30 protein-coding genes and 1 pseudogene are annotated in these 19,460 nt (G+C 46.6%); all 31 read right to left on the bottom strand.

The window, feature by feature from the left end; genetic code table 11:
* Positions 1–123 precede the first annotated feature (123 nt).
* Entirely contained in the window at positions 124–582 is a 459-nt protein-coding gene (locus tag L1N82_RS20865) for a GNAT family N-acetyltransferase (protein ID WP_235289396.1), read from the bottom strand.
* Between the two features lie 52 nt (positions 583–634).
* The gene (locus L1N82_RS20860) at positions 635–1,570 is read right to left on the bottom strand and encodes a phosphotransferase family protein (protein WP_235289395.1); all 936 of its coding nucleotides are present in this window, start codon (positions 1,568–1,570) and stop codon (positions 635–637) included.
* Between the two features lie 24 nt (positions 1,571–1,594).
* Positions 1,595–2,575, bottom strand: coding sequence for a serine hydrolase domain-containing protein (locus tag L1N82_RS20855; protein WP_235289394.1), 981 nt, complete (start codon positions 2,573–2,575; stop codon positions 1,595–1,597).
* Between the two features lie 42 nt (positions 2,576–2,617).
* Entirely contained in the window at positions 2,618–3,511 is an 894-nt protein-coding gene (locus tag L1N82_RS20850) for a DUF2268 domain-containing protein (RefSeq protein WP_235289393.1), read from the bottom strand.
* 64 nt (positions 3,512–3,575) lie between these two features.
* Complete coding sequence (locus L1N82_RS20845; protein WP_235289392.1) at positions 3,576–3,914, bottom strand: AraC family transcriptional regulator; 339 nt, start codon at positions 3,912–3,914, stop codon at positions 3,576–3,578.
* A gap of 305 nt (positions 3,915–4,219) precedes the next feature.
* A pseudogene (locus tag L1N82_RS20840) lies at positions 4,220–4,444 on the bottom strand (helix-turn-helix domain-containing protein); the annotation flags it as partial.
* A 151-nt stretch (positions 4,445–4,595) separates the two neighbouring features.
* Complete coding sequence (locus L1N82_RS20835; RefSeq protein WP_235289391.1) at positions 4,596–5,417, bottom strand: GNAT family N-acetyltransferase; 822 nt, start codon at positions 5,415–5,417, stop codon at positions 4,596–4,598.
* 63 nt (positions 5,418–5,480) lie between these two features.
* Positions 5,481–5,948: a GNAT family N-acetyltransferase gene (locus tag L1N82_RS20830; RefSeq protein WP_235289390.1), complete on the bottom strand. Its 468-nt coding sequence runs from the start codon at positions 5,946–5,948 to the stop codon at positions 5,481–5,483.
* Positions 5,949–6,068: 120 nt separating this feature from the next.
* Positions 6,069–6,686 carry an NUDIX hydrolase gene (locus tag L1N82_RS20825; RefSeq protein WP_235289389.1) on the bottom strand — a complete coding sequence of 206 codons (618 nt, stop codon included), beginning with the start codon at positions 6,684–6,686 and terminating at the stop codon, positions 6,069–6,071.
* A gap of 15 nt (positions 6,687–6,701) precedes the next feature.
* A complete protein-coding gene (locus tag L1N82_RS20820; protein ID WP_407946797.1) occupies positions 6,702–7,229 on the bottom strand; it encodes a DinB family protein in 528 nt (175 codons plus the stop codon).
* A 65-nt stretch (positions 7,230–7,294) separates the two neighbouring features.
* Positions 7,295–7,891 (bottom strand): DUF4269 domain-containing protein, encoded by a 597-nt coding sequence (locus tag L1N82_RS20815; RefSeq protein ID WP_235289387.1) that lies wholly within the window; start codon positions 7,889–7,891, stop codon positions 7,295–7,297.
* On the bottom strand, positions 7,884–8,264 hold the full coding sequence (locus L1N82_RS20810) for a VOC family protein (RefSeq protein WP_235289386.1): 381 nt from the start codon (positions 8,262–8,264) through the stop codon (positions 7,884–7,886). The genes L1N82_RS20815 and L1N82_RS20810 overlap by 8 nt, the downstream gene beginning before the upstream one ends.
* Before the next feature lie 18 nt (positions 8,265–8,282).
* Positions 8,283–8,633 (bottom strand): hypothetical protein, encoded by a 351-nt coding sequence (locus L1N82_RS20805; RefSeq protein WP_235289385.1) that lies wholly within the window; start codon positions 8,631–8,633, stop codon positions 8,283–8,285.
* A gap of 23 nt (positions 8,634–8,656) precedes the next feature.
* Positions 8,657–9,421 (bottom strand): AAA family ATPase, encoded by a 765-nt coding sequence (locus tag L1N82_RS20800; RefSeq protein WP_407946796.1) that lies wholly within the window; start codon positions 9,419–9,421, stop codon positions 8,657–8,659.
* Between the two features lie 100 nt (positions 9,422–9,521).
* Positions 9,522–9,782, bottom strand: coding sequence for a hypothetical protein (locus L1N82_RS20795; RefSeq protein WP_235289422.1), 261 nt, complete (start codon positions 9,780–9,782; stop codon positions 9,522–9,524).
* 333 nt (positions 9,783–10,115) lie between these two features.
* Positions 10,116–10,499 carry a nuclear transport factor 2 family protein gene (locus tag L1N82_RS20785; RefSeq protein WP_235289384.1) on the bottom strand — a complete coding sequence of 128 codons (384 nt, stop codon included), beginning with the start codon at positions 10,497–10,499 and terminating at the stop codon, positions 10,116–10,118.
* A gap of 120 nt (positions 10,500–10,619) precedes the next feature.
* Entirely contained in the window at positions 10,620–11,048 is a 429-nt protein-coding gene (locus L1N82_RS20780) for a YfiT family bacillithiol transferase (protein WP_235289418.1), read from the bottom strand.
* An 86-nt stretch (positions 11,049–11,134) separates the two neighbouring features.
* Positions 11,135–11,440: a hypothetical protein gene (locus L1N82_RS20775; protein ID WP_235289383.1), complete on the bottom strand. Its 306-nt coding sequence runs from the start codon at positions 11,438–11,440 to the stop codon at positions 11,135–11,137.
* A 141-nt stretch (positions 11,441–11,581) separates the two neighbouring features.
* Complete coding sequence (locus L1N82_RS20770) at positions 11,582–12,019, bottom strand: hypothetical protein (protein WP_235289382.1); 438 nt, start codon at positions 12,017–12,019, stop codon at positions 11,582–11,584.
* A gap of 75 nt (positions 12,020–12,094) precedes the next feature.
* A complete protein-coding gene (locus L1N82_RS20765; RefSeq protein WP_235289381.1) occupies positions 12,095–12,490 on the bottom strand; it encodes a RidA family protein in 396 nt (131 codons plus the stop codon).
* A gap of 226 nt (positions 12,491–12,716) precedes the next feature.
* Complete coding sequence (locus L1N82_RS20760; RefSeq protein WP_235289380.1) at positions 12,717–13,166, bottom strand: pentapeptide repeat-containing protein; 450 nt, start codon at positions 13,164–13,166, stop codon at positions 12,717–12,719.
* A gap of 237 nt (positions 13,167–13,403) precedes the next feature.
* On the bottom strand, positions 13,404–13,958 hold the full coding sequence (locus tag L1N82_RS20755; RefSeq protein ID WP_235289379.1) for a histidine phosphatase family protein: 555 nt from the start codon (positions 13,956–13,958) through the stop codon (positions 13,404–13,406).
* Positions 13,959–13,984: 26 nt separating this feature from the next.
* The gene (locus L1N82_RS20750) at positions 13,985–14,512 is read right to left on the bottom strand and encodes a hypothetical protein (protein ID WP_235289378.1); all 528 of its coding nucleotides are present in this window, start codon (positions 14,510–14,512) and stop codon (positions 13,985–13,987) included.
* Positions 14,513–14,536: 24 nt separating this feature from the next.
* Complete coding sequence (locus tag L1N82_RS20745; RefSeq protein WP_235289377.1) at positions 14,537–14,995, bottom strand: VOC family protein; 459 nt, start codon at positions 14,993–14,995, stop codon at positions 14,537–14,539.
* 169 nt (positions 14,996–15,164) lie between these two features.
* On the bottom strand, positions 15,165–15,956 hold the full coding sequence (locus L1N82_RS20740; RefSeq protein ID WP_235289376.1) for a phosphotransferase family protein: 792 nt from the start codon (positions 15,954–15,956) through the stop codon (positions 15,165–15,167).
* Between the two features lie 14 nt (positions 15,957–15,970).
* A complete protein-coding gene (locus tag L1N82_RS20735; protein ID WP_235289375.1) occupies positions 15,971–16,543 on the bottom strand; it encodes a cytidylate kinase family protein in 573 nt (190 codons plus the stop codon).
* A gap of 53 nt (positions 16,544–16,596) precedes the next feature.
* On the bottom strand, positions 16,597–17,019 hold the full coding sequence (locus tag L1N82_RS20730; RefSeq protein WP_235289374.1) for a VOC family protein: 423 nt from the start codon (positions 17,017–17,019) through the stop codon (positions 16,597–16,599).
* 516 nt (positions 17,020–17,535) lie between these two features.
* Complete coding sequence (locus tag L1N82_RS20725) at positions 17,536–18,018, bottom strand: DinB family protein (protein WP_235289373.1); 483 nt, start codon at positions 18,016–18,018, stop codon at positions 17,536–17,538.
* 51 nt (positions 18,019–18,069) lie between these two features.
* Complete coding sequence (locus L1N82_RS20720; RefSeq protein WP_235289372.1) at positions 18,070–18,282, bottom strand: hypothetical protein; 213 nt, start codon at positions 18,280–18,282, stop codon at positions 18,070–18,072.
* 28 nt (positions 18,283–18,310) lie between these two features.
* Positions 18,311–18,739: a GNAT family N-acetyltransferase gene (locus L1N82_RS20715; RefSeq protein ID WP_235289371.1), complete on the bottom strand. Its 429-nt coding sequence runs from the start codon at positions 18,737–18,739 to the stop codon at positions 18,311–18,313.
* An 86-nt stretch (positions 18,740–18,825) separates the two neighbouring features.
* A complete protein-coding gene (locus L1N82_RS20710; protein WP_235289370.1) occupies positions 18,826–19,308 on the bottom strand; it encodes a COG1361 family protein in 483 nt (160 codons plus the stop codon).
* Positions 19,309–19,460: the final 152 nt, after the last annotated feature.

Here is a 19,460-nt window from a genome sequence, read left to right as displayed (position 1 = left end):
GGAATCCAGACACCTGGCTCCTCTACCGTTATAACCTGCCTTGCTTCTCCTCCGCTATAACCGTTAACAGCTGTTGAATGTTCGTTCTCATACTGCATCACTCCTTTCAAGATTTAGGGAAATCTATACAGCACTTCTCCGGCTCGTCAGAACAACCGATGTTTCCACCTGCCGCTCCGGTATTTGCCAATACTGCTTCAGCAGGATGTTCTTCTCCTCTTGCGATACTAGCTCAAACCCATTGTTGCGGTAAAATCGGATGGCCCAATCGGCAGCTGCCCAAGTGCCAATAAGCACAGGCTTATCGGATCTCCCGGTAAGGTGGCGGAGCAGCCGGGTACCAATTCCTTTGCTTCTGCTTGTTGTCCGCACATAAGCGTGCCTGATTAACGTGACATCTCCCTTATCCTGAATGCCCATCACACCGATCAGCTCGCCATCCTCCTCGTACCCCCAGAACTCTACGCCATCCTGTATTTCCCGCTGCAGCTCGTTTTCCGGCATGTAAGGCTTATGGTAGCGGTCAGCCGGTATAATTCCCCGGTAGGCTTGCGCCGCATCATTAATAATTGTATGAATCATGCCTAAGTCATTAGCCTTGCACGCTCTGATCAATGCAACCACTCCGATCCTATTATGTCGATGGATACCATGCTGGCTTAATCCGTTCAAAATTATCATGATCATCCAGCACTCGGTTAATCTTCAGCATCATGGCATTCATGTTGTCTGGCTGAACCTGAAGCGTCCATACAACAGAAGAAAACAGGCACATGGCAATGTATAAAGCATACAGTCTCCAGAACAGCTCCGTGGGCGGCTGCTGCCTATGGTAGCCATCGATCTGGCCGATCGAATATGGCATGCTGAGCTCCGTACAGAACATTCCAAGCTTCAGAAAATCATGGACCGGGTCGCCCCAGTCATATCTCTCAAAATCGATAACGCCGGCCAGCTTCCCGTCCCTTATCACTAGGTTGGCGAGATGGTAATCATCATGCTGCAGACAATCGGGCCTGCCCTGCATGAGCGGCAGGTTCTGTTCGATGAATGACATTACTTTATCATCATGGGGTATCCGGACACTCTGCTTCGTATAGGCCTCTATGTATCTTCTATGCTTGGCGGTTTTGCGTTCACACCAGGATTCTGCTAATGCAGGGGCGGCAAAATCGTGAATTTTCCCCAGTTCTGTTCCGGCGTCCAGCCCGATTTGATACTGCTCCCGCTGTGTTAATCCGGTGATGACCTCCGCTGCTTCCTGGCCTTCTATGTAAGAGACAATCGTGTAACCCAGCTCAGAGGTCAACCGGCCGGTAGCCAGCGGCTTGGCACACCGGATACCGCTGCTGTGCAGCTTGGCCATGAGGTCGAATTCTATCTGCTTACGTTCTTCAAGGTCCGTAGGAAAGGTCCGTAAGAGATAACGGTTAGCAAGATCTTTACCGGCACATTCTGTAACGAGAAATTTTCCGTCACCGGACATCCCTCTGTAGACAGGCTGTATATCAGCCTCTGCTGAGAAGAGGGAGCGCTCCCCGATCAGCTTGATGATGTCTTCCTTGTTCATGAACGTTAGGGTTCCTCTCTACCTTCACATTATCGATTGGGATACGCATTGGTAGACCAGATCGCCATAATCTCTGATATCCCTCAGATAGTCATATCCAGGCGGATTAGGTCCCGACTGGTTCAGCATGCGAACACACACCAGCTGGCATTCCGGTATTACCAGGCAAGTGCAGCCCGACATCCCCAGCGCTTGATAGGAACCCGCTGGAACGCTTGGTCCTATCTCGGATAGCTCTCGTGGTCTGTCTTGATAATACCATAAAAAGCCATTCCTTGGCGAAGAGTCCGCCAGCCAGTCAGGCGTTATCGTCGTTGTGGCTTGTTCAATTACAGCGGATGGAAGGATTTGCTTCCCCTGAACCATACCCTTCGCCAGATGAAGCTGTCCCCAGATCGCCAGCTCCCTTGCACTGACGAAGAGGTTTGCCTCGCTGCCGTCTTCTGAACAATATGGTCCTCCCTGCCAGACCAGCAATTCATCTTCTCTGCTGCGCCAGCCCGTATCATGCAATTCACAAGGATCAAAAACACGCTCCTTCAGCAAACTGGCCAGCGGTTTGTCATATACATTCCGAATAATTCGAATAAGCAGGTCTACGCCTGCATTGTTATAGGCCCACCTTGTGCCCGGCTCAAACTGACATGTGCCTGTGTCCATCAGTCCATGCGTATGGGTGAGCAGATGCCGGATCGTCACGTCCCTACTATCAAGATCAGCTTGTTCAGCCGCATTCAGATAGCGGGCAGCAGGCTCATCAATGCTGCTGATCTTACATTCACTTACTGCCAGGCTAACAGCAAGTCCCAGATACGTTTTTCTCACGGATGCTGCATGGAACTGAGATCTTGCATCAACCCGGCGGCTGTGCTGATTATGGCTGTGCGTACCGGTGTACCACTCGTGAACCACATTTCCCTTGTGGATGATATAAGCCGCAGCGGCCGAGGCCCTCACCGCCTGCCGTGTTTTCTCAATATGTTCCGTTATTCTGTTAAAAGACACAGTACGCTCCGTTCCCTCCTGTTAATACGCGGTCAAGATAACTCATCCAAACAGCCCGCTCTCACGAATAATCTCTTCAGTACTGAGCAATGTGGCCTCTTCTATTCCAATCTGATTCTTTTTCAGGAAAGATTGCACAACATGATAGCCTACCGAATATCCGGCAAAAGAAGATAACCCGACCGGCTGGTACCCCTGCTCACGTGCGAATGTGTCTCCAAACATATAGCTGCTGACCTCTCCGAAGCCTTTGATAGTTAATGCATCCTTCATAACTTCCAGAGAATAGGCCAGGTCCTCTTGGTTCATCGAAGTCACCCAGGGCCCCAGTAATGCTTCTCCATACAGCTCCTGTGCGAATGATTCTGCCAGGCCTTCAATGACCAGATAATCACCGACAGTTACATTACCATGATCCCAGTCAAAGTAAGAGAACCGGATATTATGATGAAACTCATGTGCTATAACTGCGGGCAGCCGCGGCAGATTATAGGCATTGGGGTAAATCATAATCTGTATGAAGCCTGGAATCCCTCCAAAACCCGTATAACCATGCTGCAGCTCCAGCTTGACCGGATCGGCAACATACAGCCCAAACACCAGCCGATCCGCACGGCAGTTCAGGTTGTGCTTCTCTGCGTAGGCAAGACAATGCCTCAAGGTATCCTGCGCTGTCTCCATGGCATGCCGCTCCCTTAGCATCTTCACGGCAGTCCTTCCCATTGCCGTCTCTGACAGAGGCAAGTAACCAAGCATACCGGCTGCCATCACCACGTCATAGCCGCCCGGCTGCTTGGCCTGCAGCGGTACTTGAATGGCGCTCCACATCTTCTCGAAGGGCTTCATCATCTGATAGCGAAAATAATCCTCTCTGCCTTCATTCATCGCATATAAATGTTCATAATGTTCAAGTGTATTTGCTAAAACAAGCTCCATATCTATCACGCTCCCTCGACCCTACTCTAATGGATCACGCAGCGTAAGGGTCAAGGGCAAGGCCTTATTCTCTTGGCACGAGTGGAATATACAGATCAATCTTTGCCTTGCCCTCCGGGTCCTCGGCAGGATTGTTCATGCAGAACTCCAGGCAGTGCCTGTCATCCGGTTCATAGATGCTGTTAGGAAGCCACTGGCCATATATGCTTTGGTAGGCGATGGCCAGTTTGTCAATTGTATCATAGAAGGAATACAGGCCGTACAGACCTCCGGGCAGTGTGCGGAATTCCACCTCCGAGCCTCCCTCTTCCCTTGCATCCGGCGGAATGGTGACACAGGCATCATACCTGCAGGCGTACTCCTCTGTAACGCTTGGATCATCAAGCGAGATGCCAATGTACATATGTGACGGCGGGAAGAAGTCTCTGCCTGCAGCCCATGAACTATTATTCCCCAAGCCTGATAGGTATCCAGATAACTTCCAACGTGCCTTACATAAGCGACTTCCATGTCCTTCAGTTCGGTAATCGTTATGTTCATTTGCCAAACCCTCCTGATCAGTGAATGATGAACATCTTCATCATAGCGCGGAGGGTTGGCTGGTTCTCCCTGCTTATTGCCGTCTACTGACGGTATATTGCGGTTCTGGAGATATTCTTTTCTCAGCTGGCTTGGTGTCTTGTGGAAGTGTTTCTTGAAAGCTGCGTTGAAATTAGACAAGGAATCAAACCCGCATTGGACGGAAATGTCCAGGATACTCATATCAGTTTCGATCAGATGGCGCGCTGCGCGGTTAAGCCGTATCACAGTTAAGTAAGCGAGCGGCGTTGAACCGGTGACCGAACTGAAGATCCGAGAGAAGTGATACTTGGAAAATAGCGAAATCTCCGCCAGCTGGTCCAGCGAGATTTTCTGTGACAGGTTGTCCTCCATATACCGGATGACCTGATCGATACGGCGGGTATATCGGTTCATACTTGTTCTCCTTTAAAATGCAGCAGCCATCAACTAATTCGCCGCCCTATGATCGTGCCGACTTCGACGAAGTACAGCGTCAATTACAAGATTGTTGATAGGCAGCCGGCTAGCTGCGGCCCTGTCCTGCTGTCCATGTTGTGCGAATGTAGCCGATTCTCATGCCCGCGCGCTCCATGTTTCGATGGCTCTGCGACAGGAAGGAACACTGGCCGACTACGATCTTGCTGTTAGCTTCAGCTGCTGCAACAATCCTTCTCTGTATGAGAGCGGCTTGCAGGCCTCGTCCCCGGTGCTCCGGCAGAGTCGCCGCGAAGGTCAGGGAGGCAGCGCCATTATTCTGGTACATCACTGCTGTAGCTGCGGGAGTGCCGTTCAGATATGCGATCAGAAATTTCCAGCCCGGACGATGATAGAGAACCTTGTTATTAGCAGCCACATGAGGTATCCCGTTATCCGGCAAGCCTGTACCCCGGCAGTGCAGCGTGGCGTACAGCTCGAATTCGCCCTCTTCTAGTTCTTTTACAACAATCTCTCTATTGTCTATCGTTAGGTCTGGACTTGGCTCTCTATATAATGAAGTATGGCAGCCCGATTGATGAAAGCCCCGTTCAGCCAGCGCCTGCAGCGATGGTCCATCCATCAATCCCGGAACTATCTCGAACTGGGCATTGCGAGCCTTGGATGTATAGAACGCTAGAATATCATCCAGGAATGGCAGATCATCAGAGGTAAATCCTTTTACCGTATTGAAAGAAGGCCATGGCATCGCTGCGCTGTACAAACACAAGGCGCTGCCGAATTGCCCGATTTCCACTCCTTCCGGATTACCCGACCGGGCCTGGATCGCCGTCATGCGGTCGAGCATGTAATCCGATTCCGAAGCTGTAATGGCTCTAACGATTGATTCGGATGGTAGAATCTGCGACATTTATTCACCTCAATACGATTATGTATCCCTGTAATGGCAGCAGTTTTGCCGGTCTAAATTGCATTACAGCAGCAGCTCAAACTCTACTTCATGTTTAACCGGAATATCATCGTAACCTAGAAGCGGAATAGTGGGTTTAATAATTCTTGCTTCTGTTATTGCATTCCGGTGAACCGCTGCCATATCGAATCCGCGTTTCTGATAAAACCGTATCGCCCGGATATTATCATTGGATGTAATAAGCCAAATTCGCTTGCAGTTCTCCCGCTTTGCGCGTTCAATTACCGATTGGATCAGCTTGGTGCCAATTCCCCTATTTTCTACCTGACTGTCGAGCGACACAATCTCGCACTCCGAGTTAGCCATATAGTACAAAATACAGCCAGCCAGTTCTTGTTCATGTCTTACAACATATCCTGGCAGGCTCCGCAAACGATGAACTCGGCCTCTGGAGACCATAATTTCACCACTCAGGGCAGCGATCTGTTCACGCGTTTGTCCATCACTAATCTCCATTATCTTAACGTCCATACTTACTCTCCTAAGAAGCGTTAAGCTCTTCGTCTTCAAGCAGCTTGCCATCATATTGAAGAGTATGCTCCTTAACTTCTCCTTTCCTGTATCGGCGCCAACATTGCCGGCGTAAAACTTTTAGTCACAAAAAACCTCACGGGACGGGTCACGCAGGAATTCGAACAGCCCCCGGATCTGCCGCTCCGTATTGCGTTCAATTGAGAGCTCAGGCAGATTGTCTTCTCTGTAAAATGCAGCGCCCATCGTCTCACTGCTTTCCTGAGCTTCCCCGCCTACAAGCCTGCAGAGTATAAAGAATTTATAGACATGATAAGGTGACGGCGGATGATCGTGAAACTTCTTGTCATGGACACCTAGTAACCGGACCGGTACAACATCATAGCCCGACTCTTCCTTCACTTCTTTGACCGCTACTTCCATCGGTGACAGGCCAATATCCGCCCAGCCGCCGGGCAGCGCCCAAGCACCGTCAACACGCTCCCGAACTAGTAATATCTGATCTTCCTTGAACACGACAGCCCGAATGTCTACCTTGGGGGTCGCGTAGCCTGTCTCACTCGCAAACAGCTCCCGAATTTGCTCAGTCTCAACCCCTACGTACTCTTGCATAATGGTTATGCTCAAGGAACGCAGCTGCTCAAACCTCTCGAGATCATAGACATCCCTGGAATATTCCAGCCCCGCCTGACTAATCGCCTGAATCTGCTTGGCCCATTCCAGCCATTTTAGCTGCATAATTGGTGCCCCCCTCTATTCCATGCGTTTGATCCGTTTCGCCATCCATCTGTTCTGTCCCCGGTGATTTATTTCATCCTCCATGACATGAAACCAGCTGAATTGGATATTGGACGGCTTCCCGTCAAAGGGCTTTTGGATTTCCAGCCAGCTGTCATCTCTCGATTTCATGCCGAGTAGTGTGAGGGAACGCTCCTGTTGTAGCAGATTGAGGTAATAACTGAGCGGGTGACCTTTGATTTTCTCTCTGGCCGCGTCACCGAGATCCAGCGCCGGATCCCAGAAGGCGAGTTCTTCCTTAGACGGTTCCCTGCCTTCCATAGTTACTATCCGGTAGTAATAATCGACTGCCGCTATATGGTGAAGCAAAGCTCCAATGGAGTTAGAGGTATCGTCTATTAAATAATCCAATTGATCAATAGTTAACCCTTCAACGCTCTTGACCGTTGTGTAACGGACGTAATTCATCATACTCACAAGCCGACCGATATTGGGGGTATACCCATCCAAACTTGTAATTAGATAAAGTTCCTGATTATCCATATTCGCTCTCTTTCTGCCCTCAGGCTTGCATTAAATAACGTTTCTACAGGAAGGATACGGTAATATCACACCAGATTGTGTCTATGTATATAATCTCTCAACCTTTCATTATCCCAATCATACATATCAAGCAGGGCCTGATAGGGATCACCGCTAATTCCGAGCATTCGGGCAAAAGCTGGTTCAGTCTTTAATCCGCTTCGTTTCAGCTCAATAATCCTATCCCTGGCTTTGTCTCCCCATATGGAGAGGACTCTCGCTTCTACGATCATATGCCGGTAAGCGTTTTGCTGTGTAGTTGGAATAGGCTGGCCGAACAGCTCGATTGTCCAATTCCTGCAGACAAAACTGCTAACAACCCGGTGCACTCCATCAACCGTCCTGCTTCGAACACTAAATCCTTCCTCTTCACCATATAGTTGACTCACAACTTTAGCGAACGTTTCAGGCTCATATACCTCACATATGATATCTAGATCACTGGAGGAAAGATTAATGCCAATCGGGACAGTCCCGGCTAGTATGGGATTATAGTCACGCAGCTGCTCGAAGATATTAAGCTGTACCAGAAGTTCATATACTTCTGCCTGCTCATGGCTCCCGTTCTTGAGATACTCAAGCGAGGTGTAATCTATGCCGTGCCTGTTCTTAGAGTTATTCATAGTTGGACAGTTCGAGCAGGTTGCCGTCAGGGTCTCGGAGGTAGATAGACCGTATACTCCCCTTCGCCCCCGTTCTGCTAACCGGTCCTTCTTCAATGACAACACCATGGCTGCTCAAGAAATCAGCATACTGCTCGACCGGAGTTCCCGTAACGAAACATAAATCAGCCGATCCTGGCCGGGGACTCAATGCCTTGGGCTCGAATTCCTTGCCATGTTCATGGAGATTGATCTTCTGATCCCCAAATGCCAAAGCCTTGCGGCCGCCGCCAAAGGTAACCTCCTTCATCCCAAGCAGCCCGGTATAGAACGCTATGCTCTTCTCAATATTCGCTACCGTCAGCACAATATGATCCAGCGACTCGACCTTCAACTCGAACACCTCCCTAGCTTAGTAAGAATCAATGTCTCTCACAAAAGGGATATAGTTATCCGTCTGCATGATATAAACCGCCGCAGCAATTAGGATAACAACCATTAATACGTTAAACAGATAAAATCGTCTGACTAACCGGAAGTAAGTTATGATCGTGATCACACTTATTAGCAAGGCCAAAAATAGAGATGCTATAACACTGATCCGGAACATTGTCTGAACGGCCTCAACCGATGCCAGATTGATATTGGTGACACTGAGATGAAACGTATAATTATCCGCGCAAATGTAAAAGAAAATCCATAGTGTAAGAAACGCTGCTGTAAACAATAATATGCCGCAGGAAACTTTTGCTAGCTGTCTCATGTTGTGTACGTCTTCTCCTCCAGTCAATCTTGAACGTTATCTAACAGTTCGCGAAGCATCTTATCCTTGCGATTAACGAATTCCTTCATGACAATATAGTGGTCAGTCTCTTCTAAGGTTCTTACCTCAATTCCATCTGGTGTCAGATAATAGATCAGGGAATCGGGATAAGCCATAACGATTGGGGAATGGGTGGAGATAATAAACTGGCTGTCCTGCAAAACGAGTTCATGTATACGGGACAGCATGGCCATCTGGCGGACCGGAGACAGTGCAGCTTCCGGCTCATCCAATATATAGAGTCCCTGCCCGCCAAACCGGTGGATAAAAGCAGCGAAGAAAGACTCGCCATGCGACTGTTCGTGAAGTGATTTTCCTCCATAAGAGTCTCTAATGGGCGGACCGAACGAAGGTTCCTGATCCATATCATCTATATTCGATGCCAGATTGTAGTAGCTTTCCGCACGGAAGAAAAATCCGTCTCTTGGTGATCTCACACCACGAACCGGTCGAACGTACTCATGCAAGGGGGAATGGGTCATCCGTGTGGAGAAGTTATAATTCTTGGTTCCTCCCTCCGGATTAAAACCCCAGGCTACGGCGATAGACTCCATCAAGGTTGATTTGCCCATGCCATTCTCGCCAGCTATATAGGTTACCTTGGGATGAAATCTGAGCTTGTCCAGCTGACGGATTGCCGGGAGGTTGAACGGATACTTATTCGCGGAAGGATAGCGCTTCCTGTCAAGCTCGATCCATTGCAGAAATACACCATTTTCGCTCATCATCCCCTCACCTCCTATCGTTGCCGTCTCTTCTTCGCACAGGTTATTTCCCAATATACCCTGCCCGCAAGTAGGTGTGCTGACCGGTTTGAACAGCAATGGCCTAATCGGCTGCAATTCCTTGAATGGCGTAATATTGTGTCCCAACTGGGAATGCATTCGAGAAATTACCGCTGTAAGTTCCCTCTTCATCCGAATACCGGGTAACCTCACCCACCCGTTTGGCTATATCAGCCTCATCCATAACATCGTCTGTAACCTGATAACTGTTTCCGTCATATACGACAAAGTTATAAGCCCAATCAGCCAAGCATGCAGACGTTCCAATGAACATGAAACTTAAGAGCAGTGCTAAGATCCGCACAGCATTCACCCCTTTGTAACCCTATGAATGAATTGGTGATTTCTCTATATCGGATACTCTTCAAACGGCATTCGCTCAACGTTAACCAGTAGATGCCCGGCATGGTAGTGGACTGCCAGAACGCCGATCCGACACGCGGGTCAAAGAAATTCATCATCAAGGTCATAATATCGCCATGTGTGCCGTTTACGATTTTCCTGCCTGCATACTGTTGTAACAGATTTTGCTTAACTGCAGCCCTGCTCTGACAGCCCTCTGGTCCGATCCTTGCCTTCAACATAGGGGGATTCTGCATGCCTCACGAAATATATAATCGTTGTCATGGTAACCTTCTCAACTATAATCCTCTATTCGGGAAATCCGGCCATCTATAAACTCAAAGAGGGATAGTCCCTTCAGATTTATTCTTGAACCGGCTTTGAGTCCGCTTGGCATATCGGCAGCCAGCACGCCTTCGAAATCCACGGTCACTTTCATGTTGTTCTCTACCGTCTGAATCTCATCAATCGTCTGACGTCGCTCTGCAAACAGCTTCGCTCCTTGTTCGGCCAACTGGCGGAACTGCTCGATACCTGTGGTCTCTATTTCCATGACGTTGTTCGAGTAATTACGAAAGACAATATCCTGATGTAACACGTTGAGCATACCTTCTACATCGAAGTTATTATAGGCGTTGATATACTGCCGAATCAGTACTTCCTTCTGCATGTTATCCATAAAGAACCTCCCATAGATTCTAGTCATGCTCAAAACACCTCATTGATGATGAGCTTTGGTCAGGATTTCCTCAACTTTACAAAACCTGCTTATTAACAAGAGGCTGTTAACTGCAGATTATTATATCTGCTTGACACCCCGTATCTGTTCCAGATGATGCCTGTCATGCCTTAAGAATCGCTGGACTGCGGTGTCCAGCCGCAACATCCCGAAGGCTTCACTATTCATCGTTCGATGGAAATCTTCATGATTTAGAGATTTCAAGAGGGTGACAAACCGGGAATAGATGGCATCGATCAACGACAATGAACAATTTGCAGGCATCATATAATCCGCTAGATCTGCCCACTTATCCTGTTGGTACGAAGGAACGAGAGGACAATCCTCTGTCAGTGCCCGCTTAAATCTGAAATACGCGTTCATATTGTTATCTGCGATATGGTGAACAACCTGTCTAACGGTCCAGCCTCCCGCACGATACGGGGTATCCAGCTCATCATCATTCAGCTGTTCTACGAAATTTCTCAGCATGACTGGCGTCTTCTCAATCTCACTAATCCACGTATGTATGACGTCCAGTGGAGGATTCTCATAAGCTTGAAAGGCCCTATTGGATTTGAATGGATTTCGCTCATCTACATGTCCTCCTCCATTTTGCTATTCGCTCTATCTTCCACCTTGTGCTCAAACTTTGCCCGCTCCGAGAGGTTAAGGTCAATACTCCTCATATAATTCGTATCCAGAATCAATGCTTGGATCGCAACGTTTTCTAGAAATACCTTATTGTTCTCCGGATTTTGGTTCAATCGGTCAAACCATTCGTATTCCTTTGCGAGCTTCTTGATTCTTCTTCTGAGGCGATACCGATCCACCCGGCCTGCACTCTTATACGAGAACATCTCAGCTATAAATTCGACCAGCAGTTCAATTACAAAACTCATGCGCTTTGCTCGCTTTCTAACGTTGTTTCACTAATAATATTGTCTTCCATTAGCTGCTGTAACAATCTACTCATCCAACCTCTTCACCTTGTCAGCTGTTGCATAAACTAATCCTCCCTCTCAGGTGGTCGTCATGCCAGTTTAGCCGCTAGTGAGGAGCCTGTATACGCTGCGCTTCATCACTCTGAGCCGCCTCCTGAAGATGAAAGCGAATCCTGTTCCCAGCACATTGCTGACTATAATCATCATGCAGACAGCAGGCAAACCGACTGTCAATAACATGAATCCTATCAAATAGTTCTCCTCTTCCACACCAGATCCAGAAGGGAGCACGCTCCGCAAGATTAACAGGAGAACCAGGAACACAATTGTGATGAGCGTGCCGGACATAACACTGTACCATCTGCCATTGCTTGTGTAGGTAAAAGCCAAACAGCTAACTGTGAGCATAGCCAGATATATTAGCGAAATTGCTGCGGTACTCAGAGGTGATACGAGAATACCTAGAAAGGCGTAAGACAGCAGTGCAGTCACGAGCGGTGCAATGCTTTTATTAGTTAATTTGCTTAAGAATGTCATTATACTCACTCCACGACTTATCATCCGTCATTACGATTTCCTTATATAGAGTTCCAATAATAATTCCAACCTGTGCTAATTAATAATGGCTTGTGCTTCTATCTCAACAAGGAGCTCCGGATCTATCAACGCCTTGACTTCTACCATAGTGGATACCGGGCGGGTATTCCGGAAGAACTCACCGTGCGCTCTCCCGATCTCCTCCCACTGGGAGATGTCAGTCACATACATCCTGGTTCTGACTACCTGTTCCATGGAGGCCCCCGCCTGCTGCAGAGCATCTTGTATCACCTTGAGAATATGGACCGTCTGCTGATAGGGATCTCCCGCTCCAACCACTTTTCCGTCACGCATAGCAGTTGTTCCCGCTACCTCAACAATGTTCCCTACTCTGACAGCTCTGCAGTATCCTACTATTGGTTCCCAAGGAGAACCCGAGGAAATTTCTACCCGTTCTTGTTTTTCGTTCAATTACATTCACTCTCCTAGTGCGATTCTTTAATCTCTTTCATAAAATTCTTCGTCTGCAGCAGACGCTTGCTATATTTCCCCAGACTTCTCCTGAAAATAATAACAAGAAATGACTTTTGTTCCCTTCCGCCTTCTTCATTACCGCTCCTCCAAATAAAATAAATCCAGGGAGTCGTCGATAGCCAGCTATCTGAGCTCCCTGGAACAACCGGCAAGCGGTTACGCCTTACTTAACTATTTGTTTATTCAGCAGTTCTTCTATTAAGATACCGTTAATCTTTAAGCCCGTAATATCACAGTTATTGATCTCCATATTGCTCAGGTTGCAATTACTGAACACAATCGGCTTGTAATTTCCCTCGGGGTTATAGTTACCGTCGCCTTCCTGAGGCAGGACGATGTTCTTGAATTCGGTACCGAAGAGGTGTACATGATCGATACTCATATGACTCATATTAGCATGCTGGATAGAGGTTCCTGATAAATTAATGTTGCTGAGCTTCATCTCTCCGCCATTGACATCATTAATTGTCATGCCGCTCATATTGGTGTTATTAATTGTGGATTTGGCCATGTTGACATTATCTATCTCCAGACCCTCGGCATTGACCTCTTTAATACTGGAACCCGTAATGTCCTTCATCTTTAGATCCATCTTCGCTGCTTCCAAGCTCATCTTCACATCTCCTCTATCGTTTCATTTATCGATGTCTCTTCAAGGATGTATGCTGCTAGGTTAGAGCCGGTGAGTAAACGCACACGACCCGGCTGAAGATACGTTAATCTTATGCCAGGTCGTGTGCTTGTCGATATCTTCCATGATTATACAACTGGTCATGCGAATCTGTCAGCAGTCCGCAACATATTTTTTAACAAAATTTTACCTTGGTTTACAAGCGTTACTTATGCTGATTTATTGACCGGCTATTGCCTCTCTGCTTGCGGACAAAGTTCCCGAGGCCTCTTCATAGGTTAGTTTAAAGATGTCCGGGTTAGACAGTGCAAGCCAGTCCTCAAATCCGAAATTCCCTGTATAATGTTGTAATATAAGAGACATCAGATTTCCGTGTGTGACCACTATTGCTCTCCGTATTGGCATACTAATGACCTCATCTATGACTGAGACTCCCCGCTGCCTCGCTTCCCTGGACGTTTCTCCGCCAATCAATCTTTTATCATAATCTTCGTAGGTCGTCTTCAACTGCTCCAACCAATCGTTCAAATTCTCCGACGACAGCACTCTTTCAGTTAAGCGTTCATCCAAGTGAATCTTTAATTGCCGAATATTCGCTAGAGGCTCTATGGAAGCTATTGCCCTAGTAAAGGGACTGGATACGATATAGTCAATGGAGAGGCTGCCAAAGAACTCCACTAGCTGCTCTGCCTGCAAAGCCCCTTCCTCGGTTAATACAGTCTTGGGTTCCTGTCCCGCTGCCTTGCAGTGTCGTATTAAATAGATTTCTTTCATAAATCACCTCAACACAATGAACGAGATTACAAGATAATCTCACCCTCTATATCAAGCTCAACAATCTCAGTTTGCATTTGACCCCGATCATCTTCCCAAGTCACTTCCATTACCGTATTCTCGTAATCCATCTTTGTTTTGTTGAACTCCCCAGATGAATACGGACTGGTCATAGACCCTAGCTGCTCGACATTAGCTAATATAGAGACCGGACCGTCAAGCGATCGGTACTCATTAGAAGAAACCGTTTCCATTCTGCCATCAGGTGTACTTTCCCGGAAGGTTATTTCTATATAACGGCTATTCTCCAAATCGTACGGTTCACCCTTGTATGTCAGCTTACCCCTACCTCTCATGATCTTATCGGATGAAATCAGAATCTTATGGCCTGTAATCTCCCACAAATGACCGCTTCCGCTCATTGTATATAACGACAATTCGTCTTCTGCAATCGGAATCGTCTGTTCTGAAACCGTCCGAGACCAATAAAGATACCCCCAAATGGCATTAGATAACACTAACACCCCCGACATTACGACCAGCAGTTTTCTCATCGCACTCCCTCTCCGAAGCATAATTCAGTGCTGCGAATCATCAGCTGGCAGATAACCATCCTTAATCACATCCTGCATATCCCATATCGACCACGCAGCTTCAAGCAGATTGCCTTGATTGTCACGGAAGTAAAAATACTTCGCTTCTCCTGCGCCTAACGTCTGAATGTCCTCTGCTTGTATACCGTTTTGCTTCAGAAAGCTGTGAGTGTGTTCGATGTCCGGGCAGTTGATAGCCATAATTGGATACGGCTTGCCGTTACGTGCTATCTCCAGCCTGTGTGTATCTTCAGTCTCAATTAGCAGTAAGGCGATAGAATGTTTATGGGGATGATGCATCACAGCAATGTAAGAACCACGGTCCTCAAACTTGTTTTGCAGCTGCAAATTCAAGTTTCTGGTATACCAATCAATGGACTCATCAATATTGGATGTTGGCACATAAACATAACCAATTTGGGAAAAAAGCAGCTTTCCTTTCATACGAGAACACTCCCTTATTCATGAATTCAGTGCTGGCAGGCTCTGTTTCCCGCGGCTAGTTGATGATCCCCGCTATCCATTCCTTCTTCGTAACAAGCTCATATGTTATCCTTGATTCCTATCTACTCACTCCTGGCTGTGCAGCCTGCTTAAAGAGCCTGAATACTTACTATAATTTGCCAATTAGCTTATTAATAATCTCCGCGCGTTCGGCGCCGTCTAATTCATTAATTCGAGCAGCTAATGTAGGAAGCATCCATTCTTCCAAGTCATCCTGATTGAATCCAGACCGTTCCTTGTATGTGGTTATGTATACCTTATGAAATAACTCTCGCATTTCTCTATTGGTCAGCCAGCTGGGAGCTTGAGGCGGCATGCTGTGGGACTGAATCATCATCGAGGTTCTCGCCGCATCCGCTGCTGCACAACCGATTAATACATTCATCCAATCAATGATAACAGGACCGTGTGGAGACAGGATGATGTTACCAGGGTGAAAATCATAATGGCAGATAGCGCTGCCCTCTGGCAGCGAAGCAAGTATACCGTTAATCCTGTGTTTATCAGCCTCGGCAATTTCCTTAATGCAATTAATTCTGGTGGACAGCTCCAGCTTCAAATTACCCGCTTCTTCAACTCTAACCCGATGTAATTCAGACTGCAAATCGGCCATAAGCTGTGCATAATAAGACACACTCGGGATCGAAGCCTTGATCTGGCTTAGCATCGTCGGACCTTCAACTGCCTCATAGATCAGGCATGTTTTCCCCTCATACATGATGCAGCCCGAAAATCGGGGCGCTCTAATGCTTAGGGAGTCAACAAATTCTGCCCTCAGCGCTTCCTTACATGCCTCAAATTCATCATCCATAGAATCGTGGAAGATCTTAATCGCTTCTGAGGTTCCCCACCGGTACACACTTGCAGTCTTGCCTACCCCGAGCAATTCACCAAGCTTCATATAATACTCCTTATTTAGATGCTGGTTAATTCCATCCTGCGCTTCTCTGTCTCTATATACTCGTATACGTGCCTGATTTCGACTTCATAATCTTGCTTGATCTCAAAATACGGGACAGCAAGCGACCAGCATTCCTCCCTAAAGGCATCGTGCTCGCCAAGGACCATAGCAATCGTTCTTTCTTCCGGGGAGATTCTTGATTCGATGACATTTCGATGTTTAACAATAGAAGCATGGAAGTTCTCTTTAATATAGTTTGCCGAGAAACCCAGAAATACCGGTATAATCTTGTTCGCATAGGCTGGTTCAAAATCTTGAATATGATGCGGAAGTATAAAGCAGCCTTCAATGATGAGATGCTGATTATTTTCAATATTGGTTTGTATGATGCCTTTAAGGATGGGCCACAGCTTCTCACCAATGAAGTAATCGCTATCCAGTGGCGTAAATTCGCAATTATTGTCCGCACGATACAAGCCCATCTTTAAGTGATCAATCGAGAGATAAGGAATCTTATATCTTTCTAGTAATGTCTGGGCCATCAAGGTTTTTCCCGTACAGCTCTTGCCACTGATTGTAATGATCAAGGGGTGTTCCTCCTTAGAGGCAGTAGGATGTTCTTACTGTAAATCTCCTCCACTTATAGAAGCCATTCAATAACCCCTCCACTCTTTTCTTGCAGTGGAGCTACAATTTCTACTTTAATACGATCTGGATCTTCAAAATATAATGCATAATAATCAGGCCCGCCAGCATATGGATGTTTGTCTTTGTATAAAATACGCACTCCTCTGGAAACTAAATTCGTGTAAAGCTTATCCAGTTGGTCCCTCGTTGAAGCATGAAACGCTATATGATTTAGACCAACACGTTTTCGGTGATAAGGAACGTCCAAATAACTTTGATCTGCTTGAACAAATACAATGTACGCCTCGCCAAATTTCCAGCTGACACCTTTGGGCCATCTTTGATATTCGCTGTATCCAAGCTCTGTAAGCAGCCATTCCCAGAATTCTATTGATGACTCAAGATTCGAAACATTGATTTCAACATGATGTATCACGATCAATCACCTGTCTTAACCTTAATGGTAATATTTATACCGGTTGCATACATTCCACCCTTACCAACGTGAGTATCCCATTATGTGATGTTTCGTAAGCCCTGTGTCCCTAATTACTGCTGCAAGGTCCGTGATATGCTCAGAAAGGTTATATCCAGTATCTGGAGTATCGCTCTTCCCTCTGCCGCGGTAAGACAAAACAACACTTCGTCGAGGCAGCATAAATTCCAGCAGGTCCATATACTCTTCAGCCGTCTCCGAGAGCCCCGGGCTTATTACTAATGGGGTGAGTGCCGGATCAGAAGCATGTGTGGAATCCAGGTAATGAATCTTAGTACCGCTATTATCAATTATCTTGGATAGGAGCATCACGTATTCCGTTCTTCAGCTTCTCTTAGCTTCTTATCCCGATGGAGTGCTTCTTGCACATGATCCTTAACAGGTAAACGGCTTCTTATGTCAAACAAGAGATACAAGATTAGGGCAAGCAGAACAAGGATTATAAGCTCCACTGCTTCAACTTCCCCTCTCTGTCCATAAATAGGCGATGTAATCCGTTAAGATGCCTTCGTAACCGATAGACCTCAGTATCGTTGAAATGTTGCCTCTATGATAGGTGCCATGGTTCACGATCTGATGGATGATTTCCGAGACGGTATTCGTATACTCATGTCCTTTTAAGCTTTTATAAGTTACTTGCTGGTCTGCATCCCTAACCGATAACAAGTACTCTCGAATCTGCGCTTGTAACTGTTTAATATGACTGCTGGCTTCCTCGATATCCCTAAAGATTACAGCAGGGGGGGGAGTATCGCCTTTTAGCCTCGCATGCCATACCCCATCAGCTGAAGCGATATGACTAATGACCTCGGCCAAAGATGAGAAGCCTAAGCTAACTTCCCTGTAGAACACTTCACTTGGCAGTGACTTGAGATGATTTATAACCCTGTCATTCGCCCAAATATTGTAATCATACAGCAATGAAAGCTGTTCATTCATCACTATCACTCCTTCTAAGAAATATTGGTAAATATTCCTTCTTTGGGACGGCTACACTCGTTCATCAATAATGTTTGTTTTCATGCTTTTCTTTGCTTCCCGCAGCTCACTTCGCAGCATCTTCACTTCATCTGACAATCTAGCAACCTTTTTCGAAGTATTGGACGAATCAACGGCATATCTTATAACAAGAATTAATATTAGAATACTAACGGCCCCAAGGAGTCCGATTACTAACATAGTGCTTAATGCTTCAATATTCATTGCTGCCTCCTGAGTGACCTCTAGCGTGCTATAACTTCTTAACGAACCGGTAGCCTGTTATTTCGAACCCGATTGCTTTATAAAATTCATGGGCTTTTACACGCTCTTCCTTAATACCGCTTGTTAGAGTGAGAACCTGTATTCCTTTCTCCAAAGCCCAGCTTTCCACATAGCGCACCAACGCTTTACCAATTCCCTTCCCTTGGTGCTCCTGCTTCGTTACTAATGCGGATATCTGGGCAGCTGTTCCATCCTCCTCATAGTAGTAAACCTCGCGGACACCTATCATCCCCACTACGTTTCCCTGAACCTCTGCAACGAAAGTGACGTTCGTAGGGTTCGACTGGATTAGCTTCATCCGGTGTTCCATACTTGCCGTATTTGTCGGATATCCCAAATCAGCCATCAGCGCTGTTAATGCTTCGAGGTCATTTGAGTTATAGTTACGAATTATCATCCCTGGTAAAACTCCTCTGTCCCGTTTCATATAAATCTGATCCCTATGTTACGTTAACAATCGTTACAGACTGCTCGGTCTTCTCTTCAAAACTGATCGGTCTGTGTCAACATCGCCATTCCGCCCCCAATTGTAAAAGGCACCTCTAAATCACCATCCATTACGACTCCCTTTAATTCAATCGCCGGGTTATCATAGTCCAACCGCTGATATGTCCCAAACACTTCTTGTACGGGTGCAATAAATCTATAGGTAATCTCTTCACCCGGTTCAAGATGATAAGGCCCCGTCCCCTCCGCTTTGCCCTCCATCTTAAAAGGGTTCTGCTTACTGCCTAATTCGGTAAGAATGGGGTACTCTAGATACATCCTTAGATGACGCACAGTAAACTGTCCTTCATTCTTAATCTGCAGCGTGTAGCTCATTGAGTCTGCATCCTGCCTCGAGGCAACGAGCGTGAACTTCATGTTACGATCATCGAATTGGACTTTATTCGAATTCAAGTCACCGGAACACCCTGCTGCAAGCAGTATAATGAATAATACCGATATCAAATGTACGATCCTCATCATGCAGCTCCTTCTTCCAACCATTCAAATGCGCTTCAATATCCTTCCATTATAACTTCCTATCTAAATTCTGGAAACCCAAAAAAAGGATCACAAAGCCTTTAAAGACTTTGAATCCTCTAATAAAAGGGTTATTATTTGTACGTTCCATC

Source organism: Paenibacillus tarimensis (assembly GCF_021532315.1).
Lineage (GTDB): Bacteria > Bacillota > Bacilli > Paenibacillales > Paenibacillaceae > Paenibacillus_I > Paenibacillus_I tarimensis.
Note: the sequence above shows the minus strand (reverse complement) of the source record. Positions and strands in the feature narration are given on the sequence as shown.

Bases quoted from the DNA above. Each gene is read 5' to 3' on its own strand.
- L1N82_RS20850 (WP_235289393.1), bottom strand. From the start codon at position 3,511: ATGGAGCTTGTTTTAGCAAATACACTTGAACATTATGAACATTTATAT.
- L1N82_RS20775 (WP_235289383.1), bottom strand. From the start codon at position 11,440: ATGAGTTTTGTAATTGAACTGCTGGTCGAATTTATAGCTGAGATGTTC.
- L1N82_RS20785 (WP_235289384.1), bottom strand. From the start codon at position 10,499: ATGGATAACATGCAGAAGGAAGTACTGATTCGGCAGTATATCAACGCC.
- L1N82_RS20835 (WP_235289391.1), bottom strand. From the start codon at position 5,417: ATGTCGCAGATTCTACCATCCGAATCAATCGTTAGAGCCATTACAGCT.
- L1N82_RS20745 (WP_235289377.1), bottom strand. From the start codon at position 14,995: ATGAAAGGAAAGCTGCTTTTTTCCCAAATTGGTTATGTTTATGTGCCA.
- L1N82_RS20845 (WP_235289392.1), bottom strand. From the start codon at position 3,914: ATGTACATTGGCATCTCGCTTGATGATCCAAGCGTTACAGAGGAGTAC.
- L1N82_RS20750 (WP_235289378.1), bottom strand. From the start codon at position 14,512: ATGAGAAAACTGCTGGTCGTAATGTCGGGGGTGTTAGTGTTATCTAAT.
- L1N82_RS20760 (WP_235289380.1), bottom strand. From the start codon at position 13,166: ATGAGCTTGGAAGCAGCGAAGATGGATCTAAAGATGAAGGACATTACG.
- L1N82_RS20820 (WP_407946797.1), bottom strand. From the start codon at position 7,229: ATGGATAATCAGGAACTTTATCTAATTACAAGTTTGGATGGGTATACC.
- L1N82_RS20830 (WP_235289390.1), bottom strand. From the start codon at position 5,948: ATGGACGTTAAGATAATGGAGATTAGTGATGGACAAACGCGTGAACAG.
- L1N82_RS20825 (WP_235289389.1), bottom strand. From the start codon at position 6,686: ATGCAGCTAAAATGGCTGGAATGGGCCAAGCAGATTCAGGCGATTAGT.
- L1N82_RS20740 (WP_235289376.1), bottom strand. From the start codon at position 15,956: ATGAAGCTTGGTGAATTGCTCGGGGTAGGCAAGACTGCAAGTGTGTAC.
- L1N82_RS20715 (WP_235289371.1), bottom strand. From the start codon at position 18,739: ATGATAATTCGTAACTATAACTCAAATGACCTCGAAGCATTAACAGCG.
- L1N82_RS20860 (WP_235289395.1), bottom strand. From the start codon at position 1,570: ATGAACAAGGAAGACATCATCAAGCTGATCGGGGAGCGCTCCCTCTTC.
- L1N82_RS20720 (WP_235289372.1), bottom strand. From the start codon at position 18,282: ATGAATATTGAAGCATTAAGCACTATGTTAGTAATCGGACTCCTTGGG.
- L1N82_RS20755 (WP_235289379.1), bottom strand. From the start codon at position 13,958: ATGAAAGAAATCTATTTAATACGACACTGCAAGGCAGCGGGACAGGAA.
- L1N82_RS20770 (WP_235289382.1), bottom strand. From the start codon at position 12,019: ATGACATTCTTAAGCAAATTAACTAATAAAAGCATTGCACCGCTCGTG.
- L1N82_RS20865 (WP_235289396.1), bottom strand. From the start codon at position 582: ATGATTCATACAATTATTAATGATGCGGCGCAAGCCTACCGGGGAATT.
- L1N82_RS20725 (WP_235289373.1), bottom strand. From the start codon at position 18,018: ATGAATGAACAGCTTTCATTGCTGTATGATTACAATATTTGGGCGAAT.
- L1N82_RS20800 (WP_407946796.1), bottom strand. From the start codon at position 9,421: ATGATGAGCGAAAATGGTGTATTTCTGCAATGGATCGAGCTTGACAGG.
- L1N82_RS20815 (WP_235289387.1), bottom strand. From the start codon at position 7,891: ATGAATAACTCTAAGAACAGGCACGGCATAGATTACACCTCGCTTGAG.
- L1N82_RS20805 (WP_235289385.1), bottom strand. From the start codon at position 8,633: ATGAGACAGCTAGCAAAAGTTTCCTGCGGCATATTATTGTTTACAGCA.
- L1N82_RS20710 (WP_235289370.1), bottom strand. From the start codon at position 19,308: ATGAGGATCGTACATTTGATATCGGTATTATTCATTATACTGCTTGCA.